The sequence below is a fragment of the Microcystis sp. M169S2 genome, assembly GCF_020245865.1.
Taxonomy (GTDB): Bacteria; Cyanobacteriota; Cyanobacteriia; order Cyanobacteriales; family Microcystaceae; genus Microcystis; species Microcystis ichthyoblabe_A.
Map to the genome: position 1 here is coordinate 15,793 of NZ_JADBUB010000137.1, position 24,947 is coordinate 40,739.

Genomic DNA, 24,947 nt, shown 5'->3' on the forward strand with positions numbered 1-24,947 from the left:
CTTTTATCGCTGGGGACGAGTGGGGAAATTTATAGGTTATCTTGCCAGCCGGAAGGACATCAATATCTAAAGTACACTATCTCTGGGAAGAAACCTAGCTTCTAGCAATTTGCTTGCGGGTAAGGATACCCCTCTGGGGGGATTTGCCAGTCTATTGAGAAATTCTAAAGGGAAGGTGATCCCCAGAAGGGAAGTGCTAGTCTGAGGGAAACCCTGCTCTTTCCCTATCAGGCAAAGTTTTTATGAGCTATCAGCACTCGTCTTTTGACTGCACTAGCGCCAATTTTGAGAAAGCCGCTTTGAGTCATTTTCGCACTCTTGTGGCTTTTTTACCGGATAATTGCCGTGTTTACCGACAAACTTGGGAATTTTCTACGGTTCTCTGTCTCGATTTTCTAGCCTGTTTGCAGGGACTAGCAATCACCCGTCAAAATTTCGCCCATCTAGTCAATGTGACACAAGAACTCGGTTTAGGTCAAGCAATTATTTTGAAAGTAGGCAATAAAATCGTTGAGTGGCATCGTTTAACAGTCTAGAAAAAAATCGGCTCTCTCTGTTCTTTCTGTCTCTGTGGTTTATCTTTAACGCTGCTGACACAATCGAATAGAAAGGTAGATTGTCGGCTATTCTAGAACTGTTTAAGTTGAGAAAAAGCACCGATAATTTGACCAAGGCTAATACCACCATCATTAGTGGGAACAGTTTGCTGCCAGTAGGGTTGAAATCCCGAAGCTTGTAGGCGATTAATTGTTCTTTCCGTCAGATAACGATTTTGAAAACAGCCTCCCGTCAGGAGAATTTTTTCTCTACCTGTTTTCTGAGCAATTTCTACAATAATCTCACTTAAACTATTATGAAATTTAGCGGCAATTATGCCGATTTGTACTTGTTTTTCTAAATCCTCAACAACTCCTAAAATTATCTGATTCCAATCAATAACTATGGGTGAGTCATCTGATAAAGAAAAATTATAATATTCCTCGGTTTTAATGTCCTCAAGGGCAAATTCTAACTGCATTGCTGCTTGTCCCTCAAAACTTAATTGATAACATAAACCTAGAATCGCCGCCACGCCATCAAACAAACGCCCGACACTAGAAGTTAAAGGACAATTAATTTTTTTGGTTAACATTTGCCTAAAAATAGACCATTCCTGTTCACTAAAAGCTGATTTTATCCTATCAGTATTTTCCATAACTTCTAGTAATCCTAAAGCCACTCGTCTGGGTTGTTTAACCGCTTTTTCTCCTCCCAGTAATGGCCAGGGTTTAAAATGGGCGACTCGCTGCCAAGAATCGGCAGCAATATGGATAAATTCTCCCCCCCAAATTGTGCCGTCTAAACCGTATCCTGTTCCATCCCAAGCAACCCCTAAAACCGGAGGTTGTAGCTGATGTTCTGCCATGCAGGATAAAACGTGAGCGTAATGGTGTTGAATGGGAATAACGGGTAAATTTAAACTATAAGCGTACTTGGTTGCTAGATATTCAGGATGGGCATCACAGGCAATAACTTCGGGTGCAAACTCGTATAAATTTTTTAAACTATCGAGGATATTTTCAAAATGATTAACAGCATTAACTGTATCTAAATCGCCGATATGTTGACTAATAAAAACTTGATTTTTTTGGTAGATAGCCACGGTATTTTTAAAATAACTTCCCACGGCCAGAATCGGGGGAAAATCTCCCTCATTAACTTTAACTGGAAAGGGAGCATATCCCCGCGCTCGCCGCAAAATCATCGCTTTTCCCGCCATTTCCCTGATAATAGAGTCATCCACTGGTCGAACTATTGGACGATTATGAACTAGAAATAAATCGGCGATTTTTTCTAATTTTTCTAAAGCTTCTTTTTCGTCAATACAGATAGGTTCATCGGCTAGATTACCACTGGTTGCTACAATAGGAAAGCCTAATTCCGCTAATAAAAGATGATGTAGGGGAGTATAGGGTAACATAACTCCTAGGTAGGGATTACCCGGAGAAACCGAAGGAGAAAGATAATTTTTTCTTTGTTTAATCAGGACAATTGCCGCTGCAGGAGACTGTAATAATTGCGATTCTAAAGAAGATACATAACCATGCTTTTTCACTAACTCAAGATTAGGATACATCACGGCAAAAGGCTTATCTGGTCGCTGTTTACGTTGTCGCAATTTTTGCACTGCTTCCGTATTTCTTGCATCGATAACTAGGTGAAATCCTCCTAATCCTTTGATCGCTATAATTTTTCCTTGTTGAATTGCTCTAGCAGTGGCAATTAAAGCTTGATCTTTTTCCGCTAATACAGAGCCTTGACTGTCTAAAAGACTAATTTGGGGTCCGCAACTAGGACAGGCATTCGGTTGGGCATGAAAACGGCGATCCAGAGGGTTTTCGTATTCCCTTTGACATTCGGGACACTGATTAAAACCCCTCATAGTTGTGGCACTGCGATCATAGGGTAAACTCTCGATGATACTGTAGCGAGGACCGCAGTTAGTGCAGTTAGTAAAAGGATAGCGATAACGACGATTATTCGGGTCAAAAATATCGGCTAAACAATCGGGACAAGTGGCTAAATCGGGCAGAACAATTGTATTTTTTTCACCGCCGCTGCTATGACGTATGCTAAAGTTTTGATAACCGATAGGATTTAACCATTGAGTCTCAATATTTTCAATTAGCGATTGAGGTGGTTTTTCTAAAGATAATCGATTCAAAAAAGTTTCTAGTTTGTCTCGATTGCCCTCGACTTCAATAAAAACTCCCGCTGCCGTATTATTCACCCAACCGGCTAAGTTTAATTCCGTTGCTAATCGATAAACAAAAGGACGAAAACCGACTCCTTGTACTGCTCCGCGCACAATTAAAGCTAATCGCTGATCGGACTGAATGCTCTGATTATTCATAAAAATTTAACGGGGAAATCATCAAATTCATCCCTGATTACTTTTCCCGTTATACTAAACTTTCACTAATCACCCGACAGCATTCTTCCACACTGGCCCTTTTTTCCATAGCTATCACTAAAGCTTGATAGGCAGTCTGTTGTTTTTCTAAAAGAGTTTTTGCCTGTAATAAACTCCAGCGCTCTTTTTGGGCATAATTATTCTCAGGAACCCCCGCTAATTTTAAGGCCGATTGCAGATAAAATCGATCGCTTTCCCCCCCCTCCGCTTTACCATAAACTAAGGTTTCGGCAGCAATTCCCGCCATCCACACCGTAGAAATTCTCTCTAAAAAAGCAGGAAAATCGGTAAAATTCTTGACTTTTTGCTCTAAATCTGCCAGTTCAAATTGAACACCGCCGACTCCCTCCTGGCCTTGACGAAAGGCTTCCCAGGCGGTCAAACTATAACTGGCGATCGGAATGCCTAAAATATAAGCGGTGAGAAAATGTCCGGCTTCGTGGTAAATAACTCTTTGACGGTGTTTACTAGGAGAAAGAGCATCCAGTAGCAAAGTCACGCCCCGGTTATTAAAGGTGAGAGTATCAACGGTAACTAATCCCAAGAGGCTAAAAGTAGCCAAAGCGGGGACAAAAGGCGAAATAGACAGCAAAGGGGTGACAAATACGGAAAGAGTGATCGAAAAAACGGTAATTGCGATCAGATTTAAAGCTGTCTGTTCCATAAAAATTGATAAAAATATACAAATGCTTAATACTATGTTACATTCCTTAGTTTTATTTTCCCCGAATTAACCAACCAATTACCCCACCCACAAAAGCAGTCACAATCGATATACCGATCTGTTTCCAGTTTTTTACCTCCCCAATTTTTTCGGCTAAATCGGGAATTTTTCCCACGGATGCCTCGATGAGTTGCACTCTTGCATTTAAACCCGTGATTTTTGCGTCTAAAGTCCTGATTTCTCCCTTAATTTCCGTCTGTCCTATCTCTAAGACCTGAATTTCTCTTTTGATCTCTCCGATGCTATTCTCGATCGCTTTTTGTCCACTCTCCAAAGAGGTTAAACGAGTTTCGATCGCTTTTTGTCCATTCTCCAAAGAGGTTAAACGAGTTTCGATCGCTTTTTGTCCATTCTCCAGAGAGGTTAAACGAGTTTCGATCGCTTTTTGTCCATTCTCCAGAGAGGTTAAACGAGTTTCGATCGCTTTTTGTCCATTGATAATCAGATTTTCTAACCTTTTTAGGTCATTTTCCGTAAAAGCCGTCATCAGCTAAACTCCTAATAGATTAATTTTTTCTCGTCTTGAGATTGAGTCGATCGTTGACTAATTTAATTATGGAGTCAAAATCAAACTGTTACCCACTGATAGTTCTAGCTTCGACGCGGCAATAGGGATTTAGGGTGATAGGCAAATTTCCCCCACTTCCCCACTTCCCCTTTACCATAAATAAACATTATTGTTTTCCACTATGGATAACTTTTATTGATGAATATTGATCGCACTATGCAAGGGGCAATAGGGATTTAGGGTGATAGGGAAATTTCCGCTAAATCCTCCACCTCTCCCCACTTCCCCTTTACCATAAATAAACATTATTGTTTTCCTGTATGGATAACTTTTATTGATGAATATTGATCGCACTATCCAACTAGCTCATCAATTAGCGGACGCGTCTGGAGAGATTATCCGGCGCTATTTTCGGCAGCCCCATCTAGAAACCGAGACAAAACTCGATCAAGTTTCCTCAATAGTAACAATCGCCGATCAAGAAGCTGAGGAGGCGATGGTGGCGATTATTCGGCGAGAATTACCCGAAGATGGGGTTATTAGGGAAGAAGGAGCCAATATTCCCTCCCAAAGTGGTCGTTATTGGGTGTTGGATCCGATCGATGGCACATCCTCTTTTGTCAAAGGATTACCGATTTTTGGGACTTTAATCGGCCTAGTGGCAGAAAATCAACCTATTTTAGGAATTGTCGATCAACCGATTTTAGGCGATCGCTGGTTAGGAGTGAAGGGAAAAGCGAGTCTTTATAATAACCAGATGATTGTTAATCCCTACCGTCAAGATCGGGAACTTGTCTTAAAAAATGCCTGTTTAGCCTCCACCACCCCCTTAATGTTTATCACAGAACGACAACAAGCGATCGCTCGTCAGCTGCAAAGCGTCTGTAAACGTACCGCTTTTGGGGGTGATTGTTATAACTATATGATGTTAGCCACCGGCTGCACTGCCATGCCGATGGTAATCCTAGAATCAGACCTGAAATACTACGATTTTTGTGCTTTAATCCCGATTATTGAAGGTGCTGGCGGAATAATTAGCGATTGGTCAGGTAATCCCCTAAAAGCTGATTCTAGCGAAGTTTTAGCCGTCTCTAATTCGGGTTTATGGCAGCAGGTTTTAGAAGAAATCAGCAGAGTGGGTTAGTGCCAATACTAAGATAATTAAGGCTGGCTGAATAAATCTAAAAACCTTGTTGGGTAAGACTTTTAGACTTTTTGTCAATCAAAAAGTACCAGTTATGGGAGTGATCGTGGGAAAATTACGGGACTTTTTCTCTGAAAATTAGGTAATTGACCAGATGGGAATCAGTAAAAACCTACACCCCACACCCCACACCCCACACCCCACACCCTGTCCCCACAAAAAACTTTTTCAGCAGACCCTAATTAATCAACAGCTAACCCACCCCTGCGACAATTAAACGGTGGCTAATTGAGGTTGGGGACGTTTGCTGTTACGGATACCTTCGATCGCCGCTGCGTAATCAGGGGCATTAAATACCGCCGAACCTGCTACGATCGCATTAGCACCCGCTTCGAGAACTTGCCAAGTATTAGCCGGTTTTAAGCCGCCATCCACTTCAATCCAAGGATCCAAGCCTTTTTCATCACAGATTTGACGTAATTGACGGATTTTGGGGACAACTTCCGGGATAAAACTCTGGCCACCAAAACCAGGGTTAACGCTCATAATTAAGACTAAATCGCACAAATGCAGCACATATTCGATTAAATCTAAGGGAGTGGAGGGATTTAATACCACACCCGCTTGTTTACCGAGTTCGCGAATTTGGCAAAGAGTACGATGGAGGTGGGGAGAAGCATTATGTTCAGCGTGAACAGAAATAATGTCAGCACCCGCTTTCGCAAAGTCAGCCACATATTTTTCCGGTTCGACGATCATTAAATGCACATCTAAAGGTTTTTTCGTATAGGGACGAATAGCGGAGACAATCAGGGGTCCAATGGTGATATTCGGGACAAAACGACCATCCATCACATCAACGTGAATCCAATCGGCTCCTGCCTTATCCACAGCCTCGATATCGGCTCCTAATTTACTAAAATCCGCCGATAGGATCGAGGGAGAGACAACGATCGACTTCGAGCTTCCGTTTTGGGTCATGGCTAACTATAGAATTTCGTGTTTATATTTTCGTAACAATCTTATCAGCAATCAGTGATCAGTGATCAGTAATCAGTGATCAGGAGTCAGGAGACAGGAGATTATTTTTATTTATTCTCCCCACACCCCACACCCTACACCCCACACCCTACACCCCACCTACCTAGATTTACGAACTTTTTTGTCGAAACTGGATCATAAACTTTAAAAATAGGCATGATGGGAATAGTTGGGATCGAGGGGGTGGAAAGATGGATAAACTGGTGGCTTTGTGGTTATATAGCGTTTCTGATTCACAAGAGGTACATTCCCAATCCTGAACAGCTTAATCAGCAAAGGTTTAAGTGTGCCGCACAGGTGCGAGAACCGCTATATATACTTGGCTATCTCAGGAATTCACGCTACCCTAGGTTTCAGGTTCTTTACATTTTGTTACTTACCATCCGTAAGAAAACTTAGTTCGCGTACCTTATTTTCTCAAAAAAGAATCTTAAAAAAGTGTTAAGGTTTTATACTTGAGGAGTGTTATCAGGAGGAAAATTGTGTTTAAACGACTTGCAGAACAGCATCGCCAACTGGTCAAAGACTTAGTCATGGATTTACAGGCTTTAGCGATCGCACTAGAAAATCAAGGTTATCTAGCATCTTGCTACACCTGTGGCGGTCAAATGAACAGCGCATCTTTTATGGTCGGATTGGGTGAAACCCATCTAATTCGGTTTCTCGTGTCCGATTACGGCATCACCTGGACAGAAATGCGCGATGATCGAGAGTTAATGAAACTCGAAGGCGCGGAAGCCATCAGCCAACTACAGGAATTAGCCAATCTGATTAAATATCAAATTTCGCCAGCGGAATTTATTGACAAAAAACCCTCCTCCGTGCTGCAACGGTTAGAGACGGTTTAACCCGATATATGACCTAGACCTGTATGTTTAGTGAACTTTTTTCCCTAACCTTTCAGCCAACTGTTAGCTAGATAAGCCATTCGTTTCATCTCTTTTCGTCCCCGGGAGACGGAATCGAGGATCATGCCAGAGGTCAAACTTAAAAAGGCTAAAAGCATGATCGAGGCCGATAAAATAGCGGTGGGAAAACGTGGTACTAAGCCGGTTTCGAGGTATTCAAACAGGACGGGAATCGCTAAGAGGAGGGAAATAACCGCCAAAATTAGCGAGACAAGGCTAAAAAAGAGAAAAGGACGAATTTCTTTAAAAAGTAGGATAGCGGTTCCCAATACCCGCCAGCCATCTTGAAAGGTTTTTAACTTACTTTGGGAACCTTCGGGACGTTCCCCGTAGAGGGTTGGTTCTTCAGCGAAGGGAATTTTTAATTCTAAAGTGTGGATAGTTAACTCGGTTTCAATCTCGAAACCATTGGACAAAGCGGGAAAAGATTTGACGAAACGACGAGAAAAGATGCGATAACCGGAGAGCATATCGATTAAACGCGCTCCAAACAGAAATTTAACGAATCCTGTTAAAAATAGATTACCGGCGCGATGACCCCGGCGATAAGCCTGGGAGGATTTTACCGCTTCCCGACGCGCACCGACCACCATATCCAATTGTTCCCCCAACATTCGTTCAATTAAGCGTCGTACTGCCGCAATTTCGTAGGTATCATCACCATCGATGAGAATATAGATATCCGCTTCGATATCGGCAAACATCCGCCGGACAACATTACCTTTTCCCGGTTGGGTTTCCTGACGCACGATCGCCCCCGCTTTCAGGGCCTCGGTCACGGTATCATCGCTAGAGCGGTTGTTATAAACATAAATGGCCGCTTCTGGCAAAAAAGTTTGGAATTGGGAGACCACTTTAGCGATCGTTAGTTCTTCGTTGTGACAGGGAATAATCGCAGCGATACGGTAGTTTTGCAAAGAAATCGGCGGAATAGCGGTCATTTCGATCATGGCTGACGACAACGTTTAATGATGGTTAGGGGGGTGTCCTGGCGTTGGACGGCGTGAACAATGGGACAATGGGGGAAAGCTTGGAAATAATCGTATCGGGATAAACCCATGTAATAATCGGGGTCGGCGGCCTTTCCCCAAGCAAAGTCATCTCGATAGATCATCGTAAAGTTTCGTTGGTGATTCTTTACCATTTCCGCCGCAAACATTGGACCGCTAACGACAATGGTAGAGTTAGCGGCGGCATTTTGATTAAGCCATTCCATCCCCTCTTTGAGACTTAATCCCCAGTAATCGGTTTCCTGTTGACCGTGGGCAGCTTTTAAGCCTCCGTAGGCGCGGTTATAGTAGGTGTATTCGTAGGGATGCAGACTGATCATGTCATAGACAATGACGCTAAAGTTGAGAATTAGCAGGGTCGTTAGAAAGATTTTTATTGACTTTCGCTTGAGTTTATGGTATGTCCAAATAATGAACGTAGTTGCGATCGCTGCTAGGGCGGGAATGACAAATAAAAAGTGACGGATGCCGTCGTAGAGGGTAGATTGACGCAGGATAGCAACGGTAGGCAGTAAAAACGCTTGGAGTACGGTGATTATGGCGCAAGCACGCTGGCTTGGCGTTAATTTGGTCATTTTTGTCAAAATCCCAATTACACCCACCAGGGCGGCGATTTGCAGGAGGACGGGGGTGGTGAGGGAAAATAGCCGGGGTAGATAGTACCAAGGTAGGGAACGACCGGGGATATTTTGACCGTCAAAGAGAACTGTATTATCCCAGATGTTATACTTTGACATGAGGGTTATCGCTTCGATAAACCAAGTAATCGGGTTTCTCCAAGCGGCAGGATGGACAATATAGGTGGTTATTGCCCAAAAAAGTAGAATAACTGCGTATAGGGGCAGAAAACGCCAGACGGTTTTGGGGAGGGTTTCGATATCCCAACGGGCCACCAGATGGGCGAAGATCAGATAAAAGAGGATGAAAAAGCCACCGATGCGAATTCCGGTGATTAAACCAGCAAGAATCCCGTAGAGGAAAGAATAAACGGTTAAACGGTTAAATCCTAGTTTAATAGCCTTATTTTCGGACTGAAAATATTTATCCAGCAATAGGGAACCAGCGAAGGTTCCGAGGGTGAACATGGCTGCAAAGGGAATATCTTTGGGATTAAAGAAGGTATGACCCCAAAAAGCGGGAAATAGGGCTAAAATTAGCGCACCTAACCAAGCGGATTCGATTCCTGCTAGGATAGCGACGATTCCCACCACCGATAGATAGGTAATCAGGGAAAAAAGAAAGGTGACGACGTGCTTAACCCGGGTTATTTGCCAGATCCTCGATAGCCATTTATCCTTATCAGTGGGATTGGGAGGAAGATTGGGGGTAGCAGGGAAAAAATTTTCTTTGGTTTTGTAGATAAGTTGGGATATGTAGTTAAAATAAAAGCCGTAATGACGGGACATTTCTGATATGGGCTTGTTTTCTCGGATATATTCGAGATTATGATTGACCATATCCACTTCGATCGGTTCGTCCCAAGTGATACCATAGTTTCCGACTACCGATAAACCAATTATCGCCAGAACTAGGATGACCGATAGAATTTTTAGATAAGCTTGCTTGACCGAGATTAACCCTTTTCTGGACTTCATGGGCGATCGAGTCAGTATGGTGGGCAATTTTATCACCTTAGTATATCAAAATTTGGTCAACTTGCCCAAAGACGTTTTTTGGAGTCAAAAGTTTCCGTTTGTATTTGTTAGCCAAACATGGTATATCAAGTAAAAAGCTATCAGCTAAAAGGCCGACTCATCCCAGAGCTAGTAATTAGTCTAATGGCACAGTAAAAACTAATAACTGATTGGCTTTTGCTGAAAGTAAACAGTCCTATTGGGTTTAGTTTTCTCGTCGAAGTCACCAAAATTATTGATTAAATTATGGCATTATTAAAACGGTTCACCCTGACTCATCCCCTCTTCTGGGCAGTAGTTTATTTTATCGGACTAGGGATTTTATCAGTTATCTTAGGTCAAGATGTTAGCTGGGATTTACGCAATTATCATTTTTATAATCCCTATATGTTATTGACAGGAAGGTTTAAGTATGATGTCCTCCCAGCACAGATACAAACTTTCTTTAATCCTTTGATGGATGTTCCTTTTTTCGTTGCTATCTATTACCTAAAAATACCTCCGGTGGTGGTCGGTTTTTTCTTGGGAGGTTTCCATGGATTAAATCAGTGGTTAGTTCATTTAATCACTTATCACTCCTTCGATAAAGTTTCCGAAAGATACAAGATAACTTTAAGCATAGCGGCAGCAATTACCAGTATTTTTGGGGCAGCTTTTCTATCAGAGTTGGGAACCAGTATTGGTGATAGTACCAGCAGTGTTTTTGTTTTGGCAGGATTATTTTTAATTATCGCTTGTCTTGGTCGTAATCAACCAGTTAAGGTTAAAACGATAATTCTCGCAGGATTGCTTTTAGGACTAGCAACAGGACTAAAATTGACCACAGCATTGTATAGTATCAGTTTAATCGTGGCGATTAGTTTTTTAACCACTACCATCCAGGAAAAGCTGCGTAATCTTCTGTCCTTAATTCTCTCTATGGCTGTGGGATTTTCCCTGACGATGGGTTATTGGATAATCCTGATGTGGACCAATTTTGCTAATCCCCTTTTTCCCTTTTTCAACAAAATTTTTCAATCTCCCTATATCGAAACAGATTTTAACCTGCAAGATACCCGCTTTTTACCGAAAGATGTTTGGCAATTTTTATTTTATCCCTTTTATTTTGTGCAGGAACAAACCCTAGTGGCTGAGGTAAAATTTAAAGAGACTCGTTTTGCTATTGCCTATGTTCTAATTGTAATTCTTCTGGGAGTGATTATTTATCAGTACACCTCTCGCCGTTCTCTAGAGCAAAAAAATAGTTTAGTCCATTTACCCATTCTCGGATTTTTATTACCTTTTTATTGTAGTGCCTATCTGATCTGGTTAAAGGGTTTTTCTATCTATCGTTACTTGATGGTTTTAGAGTTAATCACACCAGTTTTAATTATCCTGATTATTGCCTATCTTTATCCTCATAAAAGGACAGTTTTTATAATCTCAATCGCTATTTTTGCCTTAATTGCTGCTACAGTCAAACCCTTAGACTGGTGGAGAATGGGATGGTCAGATAATTATTTTGGTATCGATAGTCAAGCATTAAAACCCTACGAAAATTCCACGATTGTTATGTGGGGAGATGAAGGAACGGGTTATCTAGTTCCCCATTTTCCCGCTTCGACTCGTTTTGTGCGATTGCGAGGAAATATGGGAGTCAGTGAGAGAACTTTAATGCGAAAAAATGCCGAGACATTTATTGCTAATACTCCCCCAGAATCTCTCTACATTCTGCAAACAGACTTTAATAAAAAATCCCCTGATATAGTGGGGGATTTAGCTAAAGAAAATCTGGAGATTGACTTCCAAAATTGTCAACCCTTTCCCACCAAAATCGAAAAGTATAATCTCTGTCGTCTTCGGAAAAAGTAATTAGCACGGGAAAGCTATTCTCTATTCTCTAACAATTATTAATTACCAGTGACTCCTACCTGTGATCTGTAATGATTTATCTATTGACGGTTAACTACAATTGCGCGGAATTAATTAAGCGTTTAATCGCTTCCCTCAACGATAACTTATCTGCTACTCTCATCATTGTTAACAATTCCACTGAAGATAAAAATATCCAATCTTTAGCAGCGCAAAGAGTCAAGATTATTGAAGCGGGGGAAAATTTAGGATTTGGGAAAGGATGTAATCTAGGACTTAATTGGATTTATCAACAAGACAGAGAAGCTATCGTTTGGTTAGTTAATCCCGACGCTTATTTATTAACAGACTCTCTGGAGAAAGCCAGCAAATTTTTTCAGCAATATCCCGAAGTTGCCATCGCTGGTACAGAAATTTACGAACCGGATGGTAAAATCTGGTTTGGTTGGGGAAAATTTAATGCTAAAATCGGTACAATTAACGTAGTAGAGGAATCCTTAGACTATCGAGATAAACCCTATCTAATTCCCGACTGGGTGACGGGATGCAGTTTATTAATTAACTTCTCGAATTTTTCCACTTGTCCCCATTTCGATCCCGATTACTTTCTCTACTACGAAGACTTTGATTTTTCCCGAAGATACGCAAATCAAGGCTATTTAGTCGTTGTTACCAATCAGATTAAAATCATTCATGAACCATCTTCTATCACCCGTCGCTATGGTTATCTAAGACTAACTCATAATATATATAGTTATCTTCTCAGTCTCGAAAAACATACGACTTTAACTATCCTTGTTTATCGCTTGCTGCGGATGAGTTTTATGTCTTTACTGATCCTTCCCATTAAACCCAAATTCTCCCTAGCTAAGTTAGAAGGAATTCAACTCTATTGTCAAAGAATTATCACTAAACTGCGTCTAGGTTGAAACCCTTAGTTTTGCGGCTTCAGGCATTATTCTTGCTAAATCCTGTTTAAAAGCTATAGGAGAGCGGCGAGTGGCTTATCTCCACTTCCCGCCCTCCTATACCTTGATTCTTCAACCACAGCGATCGCCTACCCCTCCTAATTAGGGTTTGCGGCAAAAAGTTTTTCGTGGGGGTACGGTGTGGGGTGTAGGGTGTAGGGTTTTACCCGTTTTCAGAGGGTCAATTACCTAATTTTCGGGGAAAAAGTACCTGAATTTTCCCCCCGACCACTCCCATGGCGGGCACTTTTTGATTTCAAAAAAGCCTAAAGATATTATCCAACAAGGTTTTTAGATTTATTCAGCAACCCCTAATTATAAAGATTTGTTTAGCTTGACCAGAGGTTGATAGTGCATAGGCTAGGATGAATCTTAAATGGATTCAAAATGAATTTTAAATGAATTCAAGATGAGCCAATCTGGTGAACTGTCGTATTTTGATCATGGAGTTGCCATTTTGTGAGTAAGAAATGGTTCGCAGATAACAGTTTGTCGATCGGGCGGACTCCTCTAGTGCGCCTTAATCGAGTCGTTGGCAACAGTCACGCCACGGTTCTGGCCAAGATTGAAGGTCGCAATCCAGCCTATTCGGTCAAATGTCGTATTGGTGCGGCCATGATCTGGGATGCAGAACAACGGGGACTATTGGGGCCGGGCAAAGAACTGGTGGAACCCACCAGTGGCAATACAGGCATCGCCCTAGCCTTTGTAGCCGCCGCTAAGGGGATTCCCCTGACCCTGACTATGCCTGAAACCATGAGCTTGGAGAGGCGCAAACTGTTGCTCGCTTATGGAGCCAATCTGGTGTTAACAGAAGGGACTAAGGGCATGACCGGAGCGGTGGCAAAGGCAGAAGAAATTGCCGCATCTAATCCCGATCGCTATGTGTTGTTGCAACAGTTCCGCAATGCCGCCAATCCCCGCATCCATGAGGAAACCACCGGCCCCGAAATTTGGCAGGACACAGATGGGGAGATCGATATTCTCGTGTCGGGTGTGGGAACGGGCGGAACCATTACGGGAGTTTCGCGCTATATCAAAAAAACCCAAGGAAAACCGATTTTATCGGTAGCGGTGGAGCCAGAAGCCAGCCCCGTACTATCCCAAGCCCGGGCAGGTCAGCCATTGAAGTCCGGCCCTCACAAAATTCAGGGCATTGGGGCGGGGTTTGTTCCCGAAGTTCTAGATTTATCCCTCGTGGATGGGATTGAAACCGTTTCCAACGAAGAGGCCATTCTTTATGCCCAACGGTTGGCTAAGGAAGAAGGGATTATCTCTGGCATTTCCTGCGGTGCCGCCGCCGCCGTCGCCGCTCGCTTGGCACAACAACCCGAACACCAAGGCAAAACCATAGTCGTAATTTTGCCAGATTCCGGAGAACGGTATTTGAGTTCCATCCTATTCCAAGGGGTATTTAATGAGCAAGGGTTAGTGGCATGACGAGCGAGCATCCGAGCGTTTCCAGCGCTCTCTCCCAACCAACCTTGTCCTTGGATCTCGATGAGATTATCACTCAATTGTCCAAACCTCGTGGCGAGTCGTTCCACAGTTGGTCTCAATCACGAAGCCATTTTCCCTTGCCCTCCCGTGAGGCCTTATTTCGGATTGTCGATCGACTGCGTGCCGTTCTCTTTCCCTATCACTTTGGCAATCCCGATTTAGGCGAAACGTCCAGCCGCTATTTTATCGGTCATACCCTCAATGAAGTCCTACAACTGCTGCATCACCAGGTTTGTCGTGAACAGTGGTTGCTGGGGTCGCAGTTGCACTGGTCGTCAGACCAGATTGAGAAGCACGCCCAAGGGACGGTACAAGCCTTTGCCACTCAATTACCCCATCTGAAAGCTCTACTGGAAACGGATATCACGGCGGCCTATCGAGGTGATCCGGCAGCCAGAAATTTAGATGAAGTGTTGTTTTGTTACCCAGGAGTAACGGCAATCACTTATCACCGCATTGCCCATGCCCTGTATCGGTTGGAATCGCCCCTGTTGGCGCGGATTATCAGTGAAATTGGCCATTCCTTAACGGGGATTGACATTCACCCCGGCGCGTCGATTGGCAATAGTTTCTTTATCGATCATGGGACGGGGGTGGTGATTGGGGCAACCACGGTGATTGGCGATCGCGTGCGCCTTTACCAAGCGGTCACGCTCGGGGCAAAAAGTTTTCCCCGGGACGAATCGGGCAGTTTAATCAAAGGTCAAGCCCGTCATCCGATTATTGAAGATGATGTGGTGATTTACTCAGGTGCAACGATTCTCGGTCGGGTAACTATCGGTCGGGGCGCCACCATCGGTGGAAATGTTTGGTTAACCCGCAGTGTGCCGCCGGGGGGTTTTATCTCCCAGGCGCAACTACGACAGGAAATGTTTGATGACGGCTCGGGAATTTGAGGGGCTGTCCGGGCTGTGATTGTTCGGCCATAACAGTCGCTTTGTTACTTTTTCTTTGAATTGGAGGATTTAACTCAATGACCTATACCCAAGATCATGAATTGCAACTGGCTTTGGGAGATGCTGCCGCTCGGCAGTTGGCCAATGCCACAAAGACCGTTCCTCAGTTATTGACCATTTCACCCCGGTGGTTCGTTCGCCTCTTGCATTGGCTACCCGTTGACGCCGGGATTTATCGTCTCAATAAAGTCAGGGATGCCTCCCAGGTTGAGGTGGCCTGCTCTGAACGAGATGAGCGGGAGCTGCCCGAAACCTTTGTGGATTACGAAGAGACCCCCCGGGAGTATTTCTTGAGTGCGGTGAATACGGTACTGGATGTTCACACTCGCGTGTCCGATCTCTACAGCAGTCCCCACGATCAGATCCATGAACAATTGCGCCTGACGATTGAAACGCTGAAGGAACGTCAAGAAAATGAGTTGATCAACAACCATGAGTACGGATTGCTCAACAATATTGTTGATTCCCAGAAAGTGCAACCTCGCAATGGTGCGCCCACGCCGGACGATTTGGATGAGTTGCTGGTGAAGGTGTGGAAAGAACCGGCATTTTTCCTCGCCCATCCTAAAGCGATCGCGGCCTTTGGCCGAGAAGCAACCCGACGGGGTGTACCCCCTGCTACGGTGTCATTATTCGGGTCTCAGTTTATTACTTGGCGGGGCGTGCCTTTGATTCCTTCCGATAAGTTGGCTGTGAATGAACAAGGCAAAACCAATATTTTGTTATTGCGGGTAGGAGAAAGCCGTCAAGGGGTGGTCGGTCTCTATCAGCCCAATTTACCCGGTCAACAGGGAGTTGGCTTGTCGGTGCGATTTATGGGGATTAGTCGCAAGGCGATCGCCTCTTACCTGGTCTCCCTCTACTGTTCGTTGGCAGTGTTGACCGACGATGCGGCGGCCGTACTGGAGAACGTTGATGTCAACCAATACCACATCTACGACTATGACTAACCCCGAACTGATCCCTGAAAAGGCGGCGGGGAATCTACCCTCTGTATCCCCGCCCACGACTGCCCCAACTGAGGTCGAGAACATTTCTCTTAACCCCTTATTTCAACCTGACCTTCTTGAGCATCTCGCCCAGACGATAATTCAAGAACTACAACGGCATGACCTTAAGGCCGAGGTGGCGAAGGGGTTGAGTACAGATCGGGATTATCTGGTGCCATCCACGGCAGCCACCTCCCCGGCTGCTGTGGGCGAACGGCCCACAGTTCCCTTCGACGAAGCTCCCTTCGACGAAGCTCAGGGCAAGCAGGGTTTACCCTTGGCTGTATCCTTAGCCACCCCCTCTTTCTACTTCATCGAAGAGTTAGAAACAAAAATCCCCGACCTTCCGGCGGTAGTGGCCAAACCGGGCCAGCTTGTTCAAGTCCAGGGGATCGATCCCCTTTTTGTCCCCCAGGCAAGCGGGCGAAGCGTTCAAAGACCTAGCTTCTTTGATGTTCATACCATTCGCCTGGATTTTCCCATCCTGCAAGAACGGGTGAATGGCAAACCACTGATCTGGTTCGACAATGCCGCAACAACTCAAAAGCCCCAAGCAGTCATCGATCGCCTCGTTCATTTCTATAGCCATGAAAATTCCAATGTGCATCGTGCCGCCCATGAATTAGCGGCCCGTTCCACAGATGCTTACGAAGCGGCCAGAGAAACGGTACGCCGTTTTCTCAATGCCTCATCTGCTAACGAAATCATTTTCGTGCGGGGAACAACGGAAGGCATTAATCTGGTGGCAAAAAGCTGGGGACAACAAACCCTACAAGCGGGGGATGAGATTGTCCTCACCCATCTGGAACACCATGCCAATATTGTGCCTTGGCAGCAACTAGCCGCCCAAACGGGAGCAAAATTGCGGGTTGTCCCCGTCGATGACTACGGGCAGATTTTACTGGCAGAGTACCAACAATTACTCAACTCCCGCACAAAACTGGTGGCTTTTTCCCATGTTTCCAATGCCTTGGGAACCATTACCCCCGCCAAACAAATCATTGATTTAGCCCATCGGGTCGGAGCTAAAGTCTTGTTAGATGGAGCTCAATCGGTTTCCCACATTCCGATCGATGTTCAACAATTAGGGTGTGATTGGTTCGTCTTTTCCGGGCATAAAGTCTTTGGTCCCACAGGGATCGGGGTACTTTATGGTCAAGAAGACCTGTTGAATGCCACGGTTCCCTGGCAAAGCGGCGGCAACATGATCGTGGATGTGACGTTTGAGCGTACCGTGTATCAGGCGGCTCCCACTCGCTTCGAGGCCGGAACGGGCAATATTGCCGATGCCGTTGGCTTAGGGACGGCCTTGGATTATGTTCAGCAGATTGGTTTGACCACCATTGCCAATTATGAGCATGAACTTCTGGAGTACGCCACTGCGGGACTGACAACCATTCCGGGCCTGCGTTTGATTGGGACGGCGGCCGATAAGGCTGCCGTGCTTTCCTTTGTGCTAGAGGGATTTGATGTGGAAGTCATTGGACAGGCCCTGAATCGGGAAGGGATTGCCGTGCGGGCAGGTCATCACTGCGCTCAACCCATTCTGCGACGCTTTGGTCTAGAGGCAACGGTGCGCCCTTCCTTGGCTTTCTACAATACTAAGGCCGAGGTGGATGTGCTAGTGGCCGCGTTGGAACGTCTGCAACACGAATAAACTGACGGTCATAGGTGCGGCAGCTTGTACACCTATTCCAGTTCCCCCTGAACTGCCACCTATTTAGGGTCTGCTGAAAAAGTTTGTTGGTGGGGTTAGGGTGTGGGGTGTGGGGTGTGGGGTGTGGGGTGTAGGGTTTTACCGATTTTCATCTGGTCAATTACCTAATTTTCAGGGAAAAAGTGCCTAAATTTCCCCCCCCGATCACCCCAAGGTCTGGCACTTTTTGATGGGGAAAAAGTCTAAAATTCCTATCCAACAAGGTTTTTAGATTTATTCAGCAAACCCTATTTAAAATATATAGGAGGGTGGGGAGTGGGTTTTTCAAGTTGGATTGGGAGTTAATCATCCTATTAAAAACGGATTTGTCTGACTTTCCTAGGAAGGCTGATGAGGATTTTTCCAAATCTTCATCAATAATGCCGGCTAAATTATGGTAGATAAATACTCCACTACAATCTGGCACTAATAATTTTTGATCATTAATTCCCTACCGGATGCCGCCGCTCCTTGTTTATAATTATTCATGCCATACTGAAGATTCCACTCGATAATATGGGCAAAATCAAAGAGTTTTCGTATCTCTGGACAATCATCGTAGGTAATTAACCATTTAGCCTGACATTGACGCATATTATCGGCAAAACGTTGATGATCGAAGCTAGTATGTAAATTACCTCTTACGCCGTATAAACGGGATTTTGTGGCACTATAGTAGGGTGGATCGAGAAAGATAAAAACTTCTTTTCCCTCAGCAAATAATAATTCTTCGTAGTCTTGGTTAGTAATTTTTACCGATGCTAATAGGGGCGCAATTTGAGTTAATCTGGCAATTGATGAATCAGTAAATCTACTGGTAAAAGCTGCTTGGGAATACCCCCCCGAATCCACTGTTCCCGAAAAAGTAATCCGATTTAAGATAAAAAAACGCACCGCTTTCTCAAAGTTGGTTAACTTTAAATCTTCCCTTGTCAAATCTTGAAATAATTCTCGTCCGCTATCATATTTCTGTTTAATTTCTGTTATTTTTGCTACCAATAACTCAATATTTTCTTGAGCGCATTGCCAGAAACAATATAAATCATAATTTAAGTCATTAATCCAATAGGTTTTTATTTGTTGTCCAAAGAGTTGCTTAACAGCAAAAAACACAGAACCACCACCAAAAAAAGGTTCTCTATATTCCCTAATATTGACAGAAATTTGCGGCAGAATTTGCTTAATTGCCCGGGATTTCCCCCCAGGATAACGCAAGGGACTTTTAATTTTTGACATTTTATACTAAATCCGTTTATTATTGAATTTTGTCTAACGACCAAGTTAGTCCTTGTGCTTCTCCCCCGACTTTTACTTACTTTGTCTAGCTTGACTAACTTTTAACCAGGCAAAGATTTGTTGTGGAGTCAGTGTCAACTCAACCCCTGCAATTACCTTAAGCTGGTGATCCCCTCTGCAAACTTCCGGCTCTTGTTGGGGAGTAAACATTAAAACAGAATAATCATCTGGATCAAGCATCCATCCTAATTTACTGCCGTGTTTTAAACAATGTAAAATGTTGTCAATTACACGGTTTACCTTTTGATCCGGTGAAAGAATTTCGATAGTCCAATCAGGTGCTTCCCTAAAGTCGTCCTCTGGTTCACCTGCTTGATTCAGGTTAATTCGATTCCATGCAATTACGGCAACATCAGGAACGATCGAACGCCCGCCGAAGGTACATCGCAACTCAGGTAAAGCTGTATAATCAGCAGTGTGGCTGTCAACCGCAGCTAAAAGACGTTTTTGCAGGATAGAGTGTCGAGTCTTAGGCATGGGTTTCTGAATTGCGACTCCATGCAAGTATTCCCATGCTGGAGAATCCTCCAAATATGGCAATTTGAGGAAATCTTCAAGGGTGAGACTCTCAGTAAAGGAAGTCGTCATCGGTTCAAGCAAAGGTTTTTTTTGTGACTTTATTATAAATGAACTTTATCTGGGTTGCTTACCGACGATTCAGGCATATTTGAGGAGAATTTGCCCTCTCAATCAAATGGGTCGATTTCTTAACTATTCTAACTGACCGGTATCACTGGAAATGCCCACGGGGATTACAAAATTGGCCAATTGTTAATAGCTTTTCAGATGCTCTCACCTTGTTTATGGCGCTTCCCACTCTTTCTTTTCTAGACACTCTGCAATTCGATATGTGTTTGCAATTCCTCCTATTTTTCCATGAGATCCTAATATTGGTAAATGGCCATATGGAGCATTCAGAGAAAAGTTAGGATCTTTTCCTTTTTTCCATCCCACTGCACTGCGAAACCTATGGTAAGCCTCTGAATTCTCATCAGTTAAATAGGGTTCACCGCCTTCACTTTTCCATATTTTTTGCTGAGTATCAAAGCCAAATCTGCCTTGACTTGCTTTTGACCACAAATCTTCAATAATCAACAAATCTTTGCAAGGAAATTCTTTCATAGTTTTTGTATCTATAAATCCTTCTCCTTCTCTATTGACCGTTTGCAACATTAGTCTTAGAGTCTCTCTATTAGCGTCCTCCCACCTATTTTCTTTAAGCAGTTTACGAAGACATGAATAATAAGCATCTCTGTTTGACGAAAATCCCTCCATAGGTTTACAAGTTACAAAGTGGCGATCATAGAAAAAATAGACAAAACCCATAATTGTAGCCAAAGCTGATAGAAAAGCTACAATTTCGATAGTAGTATGAATACCTAACTTTTTCCCAGACATACAGTCTCTCAGCTAGTCAAACGGTTGAACTCACCCGCCTTGTCAAAGTCTAGCAGAAAGTCGGGTGCAGTGATATGTCAGACAGTCGGCAGCCGGTCATAGGCTTCTGACTCAACATCGGGAACTTTTGTTAAGATTGCCTGATACTTTTCTCGACTTCCCTTTTTGGACCTTTCTATTAGGTAATTTTCTGTCATCAACGCTGAAAGTTTCTCAGCGATCGCAGTAAAGATAAATTGATCGATCGAAATTCCATCACGAGCCGCTAGATCATCTAAACTTTTCTGTAATGAGTCGGGAATTTGAACTTGGATGGTACTCATGGTAACTTACCTATTAATCGTAGGAAACCTAAAGGCTCAAAGCGTGGGTTTCATTTTTAACATAGCCACCTTTACTCGATCGATAAATTACGATCAAACCAATTAGATTAACCATCTACTTAACTGTTGGTTTGCGGAATTTCGAGGGAGAGGGAAAATATTCTACCCGTTCATTTTTGAGTGCTTGTGCCATAAAATCGCGCCAAATGGGAGCGGCAAAACCGCCGCCGGTGATACCTTTACCTAAAGTGCGATTTTGGTCATCTCCAATCCACACTGCGGTGGCTAATTGGGGAACATAACCGACAAACCAGACATTTTTCTCGTTATCGGTAGTACCGGTTTTTCCCGCTGCCGGACGACCGATTTGGGCCGAGGTTGCTGTTCCCCCCTGAATAACTCCCTGTAGGACAGAATTGAGAGAAGCGGTGGCCCAGGGGTCTAAAACTAGCTTCGGTTTGGGTGTATTATCGAGCATGACGTTACCACGGCTATCAGTAACACGCATGATAAAGGTAGGCTTAGAATGCCAGCCATTACTGGCAAAAGTAGCGTAAGCTCCCGCCATTTCCAGAGGAGTCACATCCACGGATCCCAAAGGTAAAGAGGTCACGGCAATTAAAGGACTCTCGAAACCCAGCAGACGACAGACTTCAATGACTTTATTTATCCCGACGCGACGACCGAGAATAACTGCGGGAATATTCAGAGACTGCATCAGAGCGCTACGCAGGGAAACCGGACCAGAAAAGCCGCCACCGTAGTTTTTTGGGCTATAGAAGCCGCCGGCCTCGCGAAAACGGACGGGAGCATCATTAACCACCGTTTCGGGGGTAAAACGACCACTAGCGAAGGCAGTATAATAGACGAAGGGTTTAAAAGCTGACCCCGGTTGACGACGGGATTGAATGGCCCGGTTTAATTGACTTTTATTGTAATCAACGCCACCGACGAGCGCCTTGACGAAATGGGTGCGGGGATCCACTGCGACCAGAGAAATTTGTAGGTCTTTGGTACGAATACCGCGACCACGCAAGCTATTATAGGCCCGTTGGATGGTGGACTCGGCCATGTTTTGAAAGTCGAGATCGATCGTGGTTTGAATCCGCATTCCCCCTTTAGTTAGGGTTTCTTTGCCAAATTTTTGCCGCAATTCTGCCACCACTGCATCGGTAACGTAGGGTAATTTACTTTCTTGCCAAGCGGTGGGTTTACCCACTTTCAGAGGTTCCTTTAAAGCGGCCTCTTCCTGTGCGGGGGTAATCCAACCCAAGGTACGCATCCGACTGAGAACCAGTGCTTGTCTTTCCTTGGCGGTTTTATAATTATTAAAAGGACTATAAACTTCCGGCGCTTGGATTAATCCGGCCATCATCGCCGATTCTGCTAAATTTAACTCGGAGGCGGGTTTATTAAAATAACTTTTGGCGGCGGTTTGGACTCCGTAATTATTATGACCCCAATAGATATTATTGAGGTACATTTCCAGAATGTCATTTTTGCTAAAAACCTGTTCCACTCGTACTGCCAGGACCGCCTCGGCTAATTTACGGCTAACGGTGCGCTGATGGGAAAGAAAGATATTTTTGACTAACTGCATGGTGATAGTAGATGCACCTTCCACCACACCGCCACTTTTCCAGTTAGCCACTACTGCCCGACCGATACTATTAGGATTAATACCACGATGCTGATAAAAATGGCTATCTTCGATCGCCATCACGGCCCGTTTTAGATTGGGAGAAATTTGATCGAGTTCCACCACTTCCCGATGCGCTTCCCCGTGTAAGCTGGTCAGGGGTCTGCCTTTAACATCGTAGATATAACTGGTTTCCGTGGGAACGTAACCGCGTAAAATCCTGACATCCGGTAGATTGCGGTAACTAATCGCTAATCCTACCACAGCCCCCGTCACCACGGCGGTGGATACCATCAACAGGCCCAGAGCGGTTCCCCCTGCAACTCTAGAGACTCCCTGAAGAAAGCTATCGGGGGAACTACTGGACTGCTGCTCTTTGTCTTGATTGCCGAGGGTACTGGTGGACACGATGGTTATAATTTCCTTTTTCCAAGAGGGGACTGATCGATCGAACTGACTGGCTTGAAAGTCTATTCTATAGGTTTTGTTAAAAAATCGAATACTAGCTTACAGCAATTATGGCCGATCTGGCTCTAGTTCGATCGGTCATGACAGCGCGATTAGGGACAAAATAGGGTATCGCGGGTATTTCTGCCAGTTATGGGGTTAGTTCCTGTGGCTATCTCACAAAGATATTTTTCCACATCGGAGCGAATAATTGCATCGGTAAAATCGGCTCCGTCGATAATTGCACCTTTGATTAAAATGTTAGTGGCGAAAGCTCCTTCGAGAACGGCATTGGTAAAGTTGGCTCTGGTTAAACGGGCCGATTCTAAATCCACATTTCTCATATTGGCATCGCTAAAGTCGGCCCCCTCCAAGTTGGCCGAAAAAAAGCGCACTCCTTCCAGATTGGCATGACTGAAGTTACTACCGCGCAGATTGGAGTGATCGAAGGTGGAATCGCGCAAATCCTGCCCCGCAAAGTCGTTATTGGTCAAATTGCGGTTATTATAACTGAGGGCTTGGGCCGGAGCCAAAGAAAATATTAATACTAATATACTAGCAAACAAGGTTAGTAGAGTTTTGCGAGAAAATTGCGCCATATTGCCACCTGATCAATCAACCTTTTCTATAATAAGCTGTACTGGATTTAAACCGCATATCGGGAATTTTAGTACAAATGCTCGAACTAGCCGCCCCCCTATAGTTTCTACACAGGATTTATTATCATTACCCGGCACTCGTTGACAATTATCCCCCGATTTACCAAGGGCGATCGATCTGCTAGATTTTTGATGTTGGATATCTTAGATAGATATGGCTGGTCATAGTAAATGGGCAAATATTAAACGACAAAAAGCCCGAGTTGATGCCAAAAAAGGGCAAACTTTCACCCAGTTATCCCGGGCCATTATCGTGGCTACGCGTAACGGTGTTCCGGATCCGGCGGGCAATTTTCAGCTACGCACGGCGATCGAAAAAGCCAAGGCGGCCGGTATTCCTAATGACAATATCGAAAGAGCGATCGCTAAAGGGGCGGGAACTTGGGAAAATGACTCAGCTTTTGAGGAAATTCGCTACGAGGGTTATGGTCCCGGGGGTGTGGCGATCCTGATCGAAGCACTGACCGATAATCGCAATCGCACGGCTGCGGATCTGCGAGTGGCTTTTAGCAAAAATGGCGGTAATTTAGGTGAAACGGGCTGTGTGGGCTGGATGTTTGACCATAAGGGGGTAATTCGCCTTGAGGGAACTATTGATGAGGATAAGCTTTTAGAAGCTTCCCTAGAGGGCCAGGCCCAATCCTACGAGTTTTTTGACAGTGAGGAGGAAGGTCAAGGAGCAGAAGTTTTTACTGAGGTGTCTAACCTGGAGAGATTGAATAAGGTTCTGCAAGCAGCGGGATTTAAGGTCAAAGAAGCAGAATTACGCTGGATTCCCACTAATACCCTAGAAGTGAGCGATCGAGAACAGGCCCGTTTTTTATTGAAGTTAATCGACACCCTAGAATCCCTAGATGATGTGCAATCGGTGACAGCTAATTTTGATTTAGTCGAGGAATTGATGTTAGGGGATCTGTGATCCTAAATTCCTAGGCAGTCCTGATGCCAAAGTTGGCACAGTCAAACATGAAAATATTCTAATCCTAAATCCAGTTACTAAAAACTGATTATTTATTCCCCCTTTTGCATGAGTGCCTCTCCTGATATGTAGCCTATACTCGGCGGATTTAGTATGATTGACGAATTTGCCTTATTTCAGCCTCTAGTTTCTTAGCCTCTAGTTTCTTAGAAGCGACCGACAGCGCTAGGCACCTTCAGGGTGAAAGAAACTGAAGGAAATTCAATAGGATATAGAATAACGCTATCAAAGATAAAATGAGACTGTTCGGACAGTTAAGACCAAGGCGAGCTTGGTGCTTCATAGCCCGATAGTTAGCGTGGTTCCAGCGATGGATGGTTTAGG

At 44.2% G+C, this 24,947-nt stretch carries 24 protein-coding genes; 12 read left to right on the forward strand and 12 right to left on the reverse strand.

Translation table 11 applies throughout. The features are described 5' to 3' along the window. The first annotated feature begins 242 nt into the window (after nt 1-242). Nucleotides 243-536, forward strand: a complete 294-nt coding sequence (locus IM485_RS14115; RefSeq protein ID WP_045357600.1) for a hypothetical protein — start codon at nt 243-245, stop codon at nt 534-536. 92 nt (nt 537-628) lie between these two features. Here IM485_RS14115 and hypF read toward each other — a convergent pair whose 3' ends face one another. Genes hypF through IM485_RS14130 form a run of 3 tightly spaced genes read right to left on the reverse strand, consistent with a single transcriptional unit; the run spans nt 629 to nt 4,164 of the window. Next, on the reverse strand, nt 629-2,893 hold the full coding sequence (gene hypF, locus IM485_RS14120; protein WP_287743845.1) for a carbamoyltransferase HypF: 2,265 nt from the start codon (nt 2,891-2,893) through the stop codon (nt 629-631). Between the two features lie 49 nt (nt 2,894-2,942). After that, nucleotides 2,943-3,617, reverse strand: coding sequence for an ATP-dependent Zn protease (locus IM485_RS14125; RefSeq protein ID WP_287743848.1), 675 nt, complete (start codon nt 3,615-3,617; stop codon nt 2,943-2,945). 52 nt (nt 3,618-3,669) lie between these two features. After that, complete coding sequence (locus IM485_RS14130) at nt 3,670-4,164, reverse strand: coiled-coil domain-containing protein (RefSeq protein WP_104397905.1); 495 nt, start codon at nt 4,162-4,164, stop codon at nt 3,670-3,672. 358 nt (nt 4,165-4,522) lie between these two features. Between IM485_RS14130 and hisN the strand changes: the two genes are divergently transcribed. Then, nucleotides 4,523-5,329: a histidinol-phosphatase gene (gene hisN / locus IM485_RS14135; protein ID WP_287743850.1), complete on the forward strand. Its 807-nt coding sequence runs from the start codon at nt 4,523-4,525 to the stop codon at nt 5,327-5,329. Nucleotides 5,330-5,483: 154 nt separating this feature from the next. Beyond that, nucleotides 5,484-5,606, forward strand: a complete 123-nt coding sequence (locus IM485_RS14140) for a hypothetical protein (protein ID WP_287743853.1) — start codon at nt 5,484-5,486, stop codon at nt 5,604-5,606. Here IM485_RS14140 and rpe read toward each other — a convergent pair. Next, on the reverse strand, nt 5,603-6,310 hold the full coding sequence (rpe, locus tag IM485_RS14145) for a ribulose-phosphate 3-epimerase (protein WP_002736739.1): 708 nt from the start codon (nt 6,308-6,310) through the stop codon (nt 5,603-5,605). The genes IM485_RS14140 and rpe overlap by 4 nt on opposite strands. Before the next feature lie 75 nt (nt 6,311-6,385). Here rpe and IM485_RS14150 point away from each other — a divergent pair, with 75 nt between their 5' ends. Then, nucleotides 6,386-6,511: a hypothetical protein gene (locus IM485_RS14150; RefSeq protein ID WP_287743855.1), complete on the forward strand. Its 126-nt coding sequence runs from the start codon at nt 6,386-6,388 to the stop codon at nt 6,509-6,511. A gap of 341 nt (nt 6,512-6,852) precedes the next feature. Beyond that, nucleotides 6,853-7,218, forward strand: coding sequence for a DUF1815 family protein (locus IM485_RS14155; RefSeq protein ID WP_002801757.1), 366 nt, complete (start codon nt 6,853-6,855; stop codon nt 7,216-7,218). Between the two features lie 44 nt (nt 7,219-7,262). Here IM485_RS14155 and IM485_RS14160 read toward each other — a convergent pair whose 3' ends face one another. After that, nucleotides 7,263-8,228, reverse strand: a complete 966-nt coding sequence (locus IM485_RS14160; protein ID WP_287743858.1) for a glycosyltransferase family 2 protein — start codon at nt 8,226-8,228, stop codon at nt 7,263-7,265. Then, nucleotides 8,225-9,883 (reverse strand): glycosyltransferase family protein, encoded by a 1,659-nt coding sequence (locus IM485_RS14165; protein ID WP_104397900.1) that lies wholly within the window; start codon nt 9,881-9,883, stop codon nt 8,225-8,227. Before IM485_RS14165 ends, IM485_RS14160 begins: the two co-directional genes overlap by 4 nt. 285 nt (nt 9,884-10,168) lie before the next feature. Here IM485_RS14165 and IM485_RS14170 point away from each other — a divergent pair, with 285 nt between their 5' ends. The 6 genes from IM485_RS14170 to IM485_RS14195 all read left to right on the forward strand — a co-directional run bounded on the left by IM485_RS14170 (nt 10,169) and on the right by IM485_RS14195 (nt 17,843). Continuing rightward, entirely contained in the window at nt 10,169-11,773 is a 1,605-nt protein-coding gene (locus IM485_RS14170; protein ID WP_287743861.1) for a glycosyltransferase 87 family protein, read from the forward strand. Between the two features lie 71 nt (nt 11,774-11,844). Beyond that, the gene (locus IM485_RS14175) at nt 11,845-12,702 is read left to right on the forward strand and encodes a glycosyltransferase (RefSeq protein ID WP_287743864.1); all 858 of its coding nucleotides are present in this window, start codon (nt 11,845-11,847) and stop codon (nt 12,700-12,702) included. A gap of 498 nt (nt 12,703-13,200) precedes the next feature. Further along, a complete protein-coding gene (cysK, locus tag IM485_RS14180; RefSeq protein WP_287743866.1) occupies nt 13,201-14,181 on the forward strand; it encodes a cysteine synthase A in 981 nt (326 codons plus the stop codon). Continuing rightward, nucleotides 14,178-15,137, forward strand: coding sequence for a serine O-acetyltransferase EpsC (gene epsC / locus IM485_RS14185; protein WP_287743869.1), 960 nt, complete (start codon nt 14,178-14,180; stop codon nt 15,135-15,137). The genes cysK and epsC overlap by 4 nt, the downstream gene beginning before the upstream one ends. A gap of 77 nt (nt 15,138-15,214) precedes the next feature. Next, nucleotides 15,215-16,147, forward strand: coding sequence for a family 2A encapsulin nanocompartment shell protein (locus tag IM485_RS14190; protein ID WP_104397895.1), 933 nt, complete (start codon nt 15,215-15,217; stop codon nt 16,145-16,147). Continuing rightward, nucleotides 16,140-17,843 carry a family 2A encapsulin nanocompartment cargo protein cysteine desulfurase gene (locus IM485_RS14195; protein ID WP_287743872.1) on the forward strand — a complete coding sequence of 568 codons (1,704 nt, stop codon included), beginning with the start codon at nt 16,140-16,142 and terminating at the stop codon, nt 17,841-17,843. Before IM485_RS14190 ends, IM485_RS14195 begins: the two co-directional genes overlap by 8 nt. A gap of 465 nt (nt 17,844-18,308) precedes the next feature. Here IM485_RS14195 and IM485_RS14200 read toward each other — a convergent pair whose 3' ends face one another. The 6 genes from IM485_RS14200 to IM485_RS14225 form a co-directional block, all read right to left on the reverse strand. Further along, the gene (locus IM485_RS14200; RefSeq protein ID WP_012264770.1) at nt 18,309-19,118 is read right to left on the reverse strand and encodes a DNA adenine methylase; all 810 of its coding nucleotides are present in this window, start codon (nt 19,116-19,118) and stop codon (nt 18,309-18,311) included. Between the two features lie 72 nt (nt 19,119-19,190). Further along, the gene (locus IM485_RS14205) at nt 19,191-19,766 is read right to left on the reverse strand and encodes a Uma2 family endonuclease (RefSeq protein ID WP_287743882.1); all 576 of its coding nucleotides are present in this window, start codon (nt 19,764-19,766) and stop codon (nt 19,191-19,193) included. 213 nt (nt 19,767-19,979) lie between these two features. Further along, nucleotides 19,980-20,576, reverse strand: coding sequence for a GUN4 domain-containing protein (locus IM485_RS14210; protein ID WP_002746508.1), 597 nt, complete (start codon nt 20,574-20,576; stop codon nt 19,980-19,982). A gap of 77 nt (nt 20,577-20,653) precedes the next feature. After that, a complete protein-coding gene (locus IM485_RS14215) occupies nt 20,654-20,899 on the reverse strand; it encodes a YlcI/YnfO family protein (protein WP_287743889.1) in 246 nt (81 codons plus the stop codon). A 115-nt stretch (nt 20,900-21,014) separates the two neighbouring features. Then, on the reverse strand, nt 21,015-22,946 hold the full coding sequence (locus IM485_RS14220) for a transglycosylase domain-containing protein (protein WP_287743891.1): 1,932 nt from the start codon (nt 22,944-22,946) through the stop codon (nt 21,015-21,017). Nucleotides 22,947-23,098: 152 nt separating this feature from the next. Continuing rightward, entirely contained in the window at nt 23,099-23,584 is a 486-nt protein-coding gene (locus tag IM485_RS14225) for a pentapeptide repeat-containing protein (RefSeq protein ID WP_104397890.1), read from the reverse strand. A 214-nt stretch (nt 23,585-23,798) separates the two neighbouring features. On the opposite strand from IM485_RS14225, the gene IM485_RS14230 reads away from it, so the two are divergent. Beyond that, nucleotides 23,799-24,563, forward strand: a complete 765-nt coding sequence (locus IM485_RS14230) for a YebC/PmpR family DNA-binding transcriptional regulator (RefSeq protein ID WP_287743893.1) — start codon at nt 23,799-23,801, stop codon at nt 24,561-24,563. The last annotated feature ends 384 nt before the right edge of the window (nt 24,564-24,947 follow it).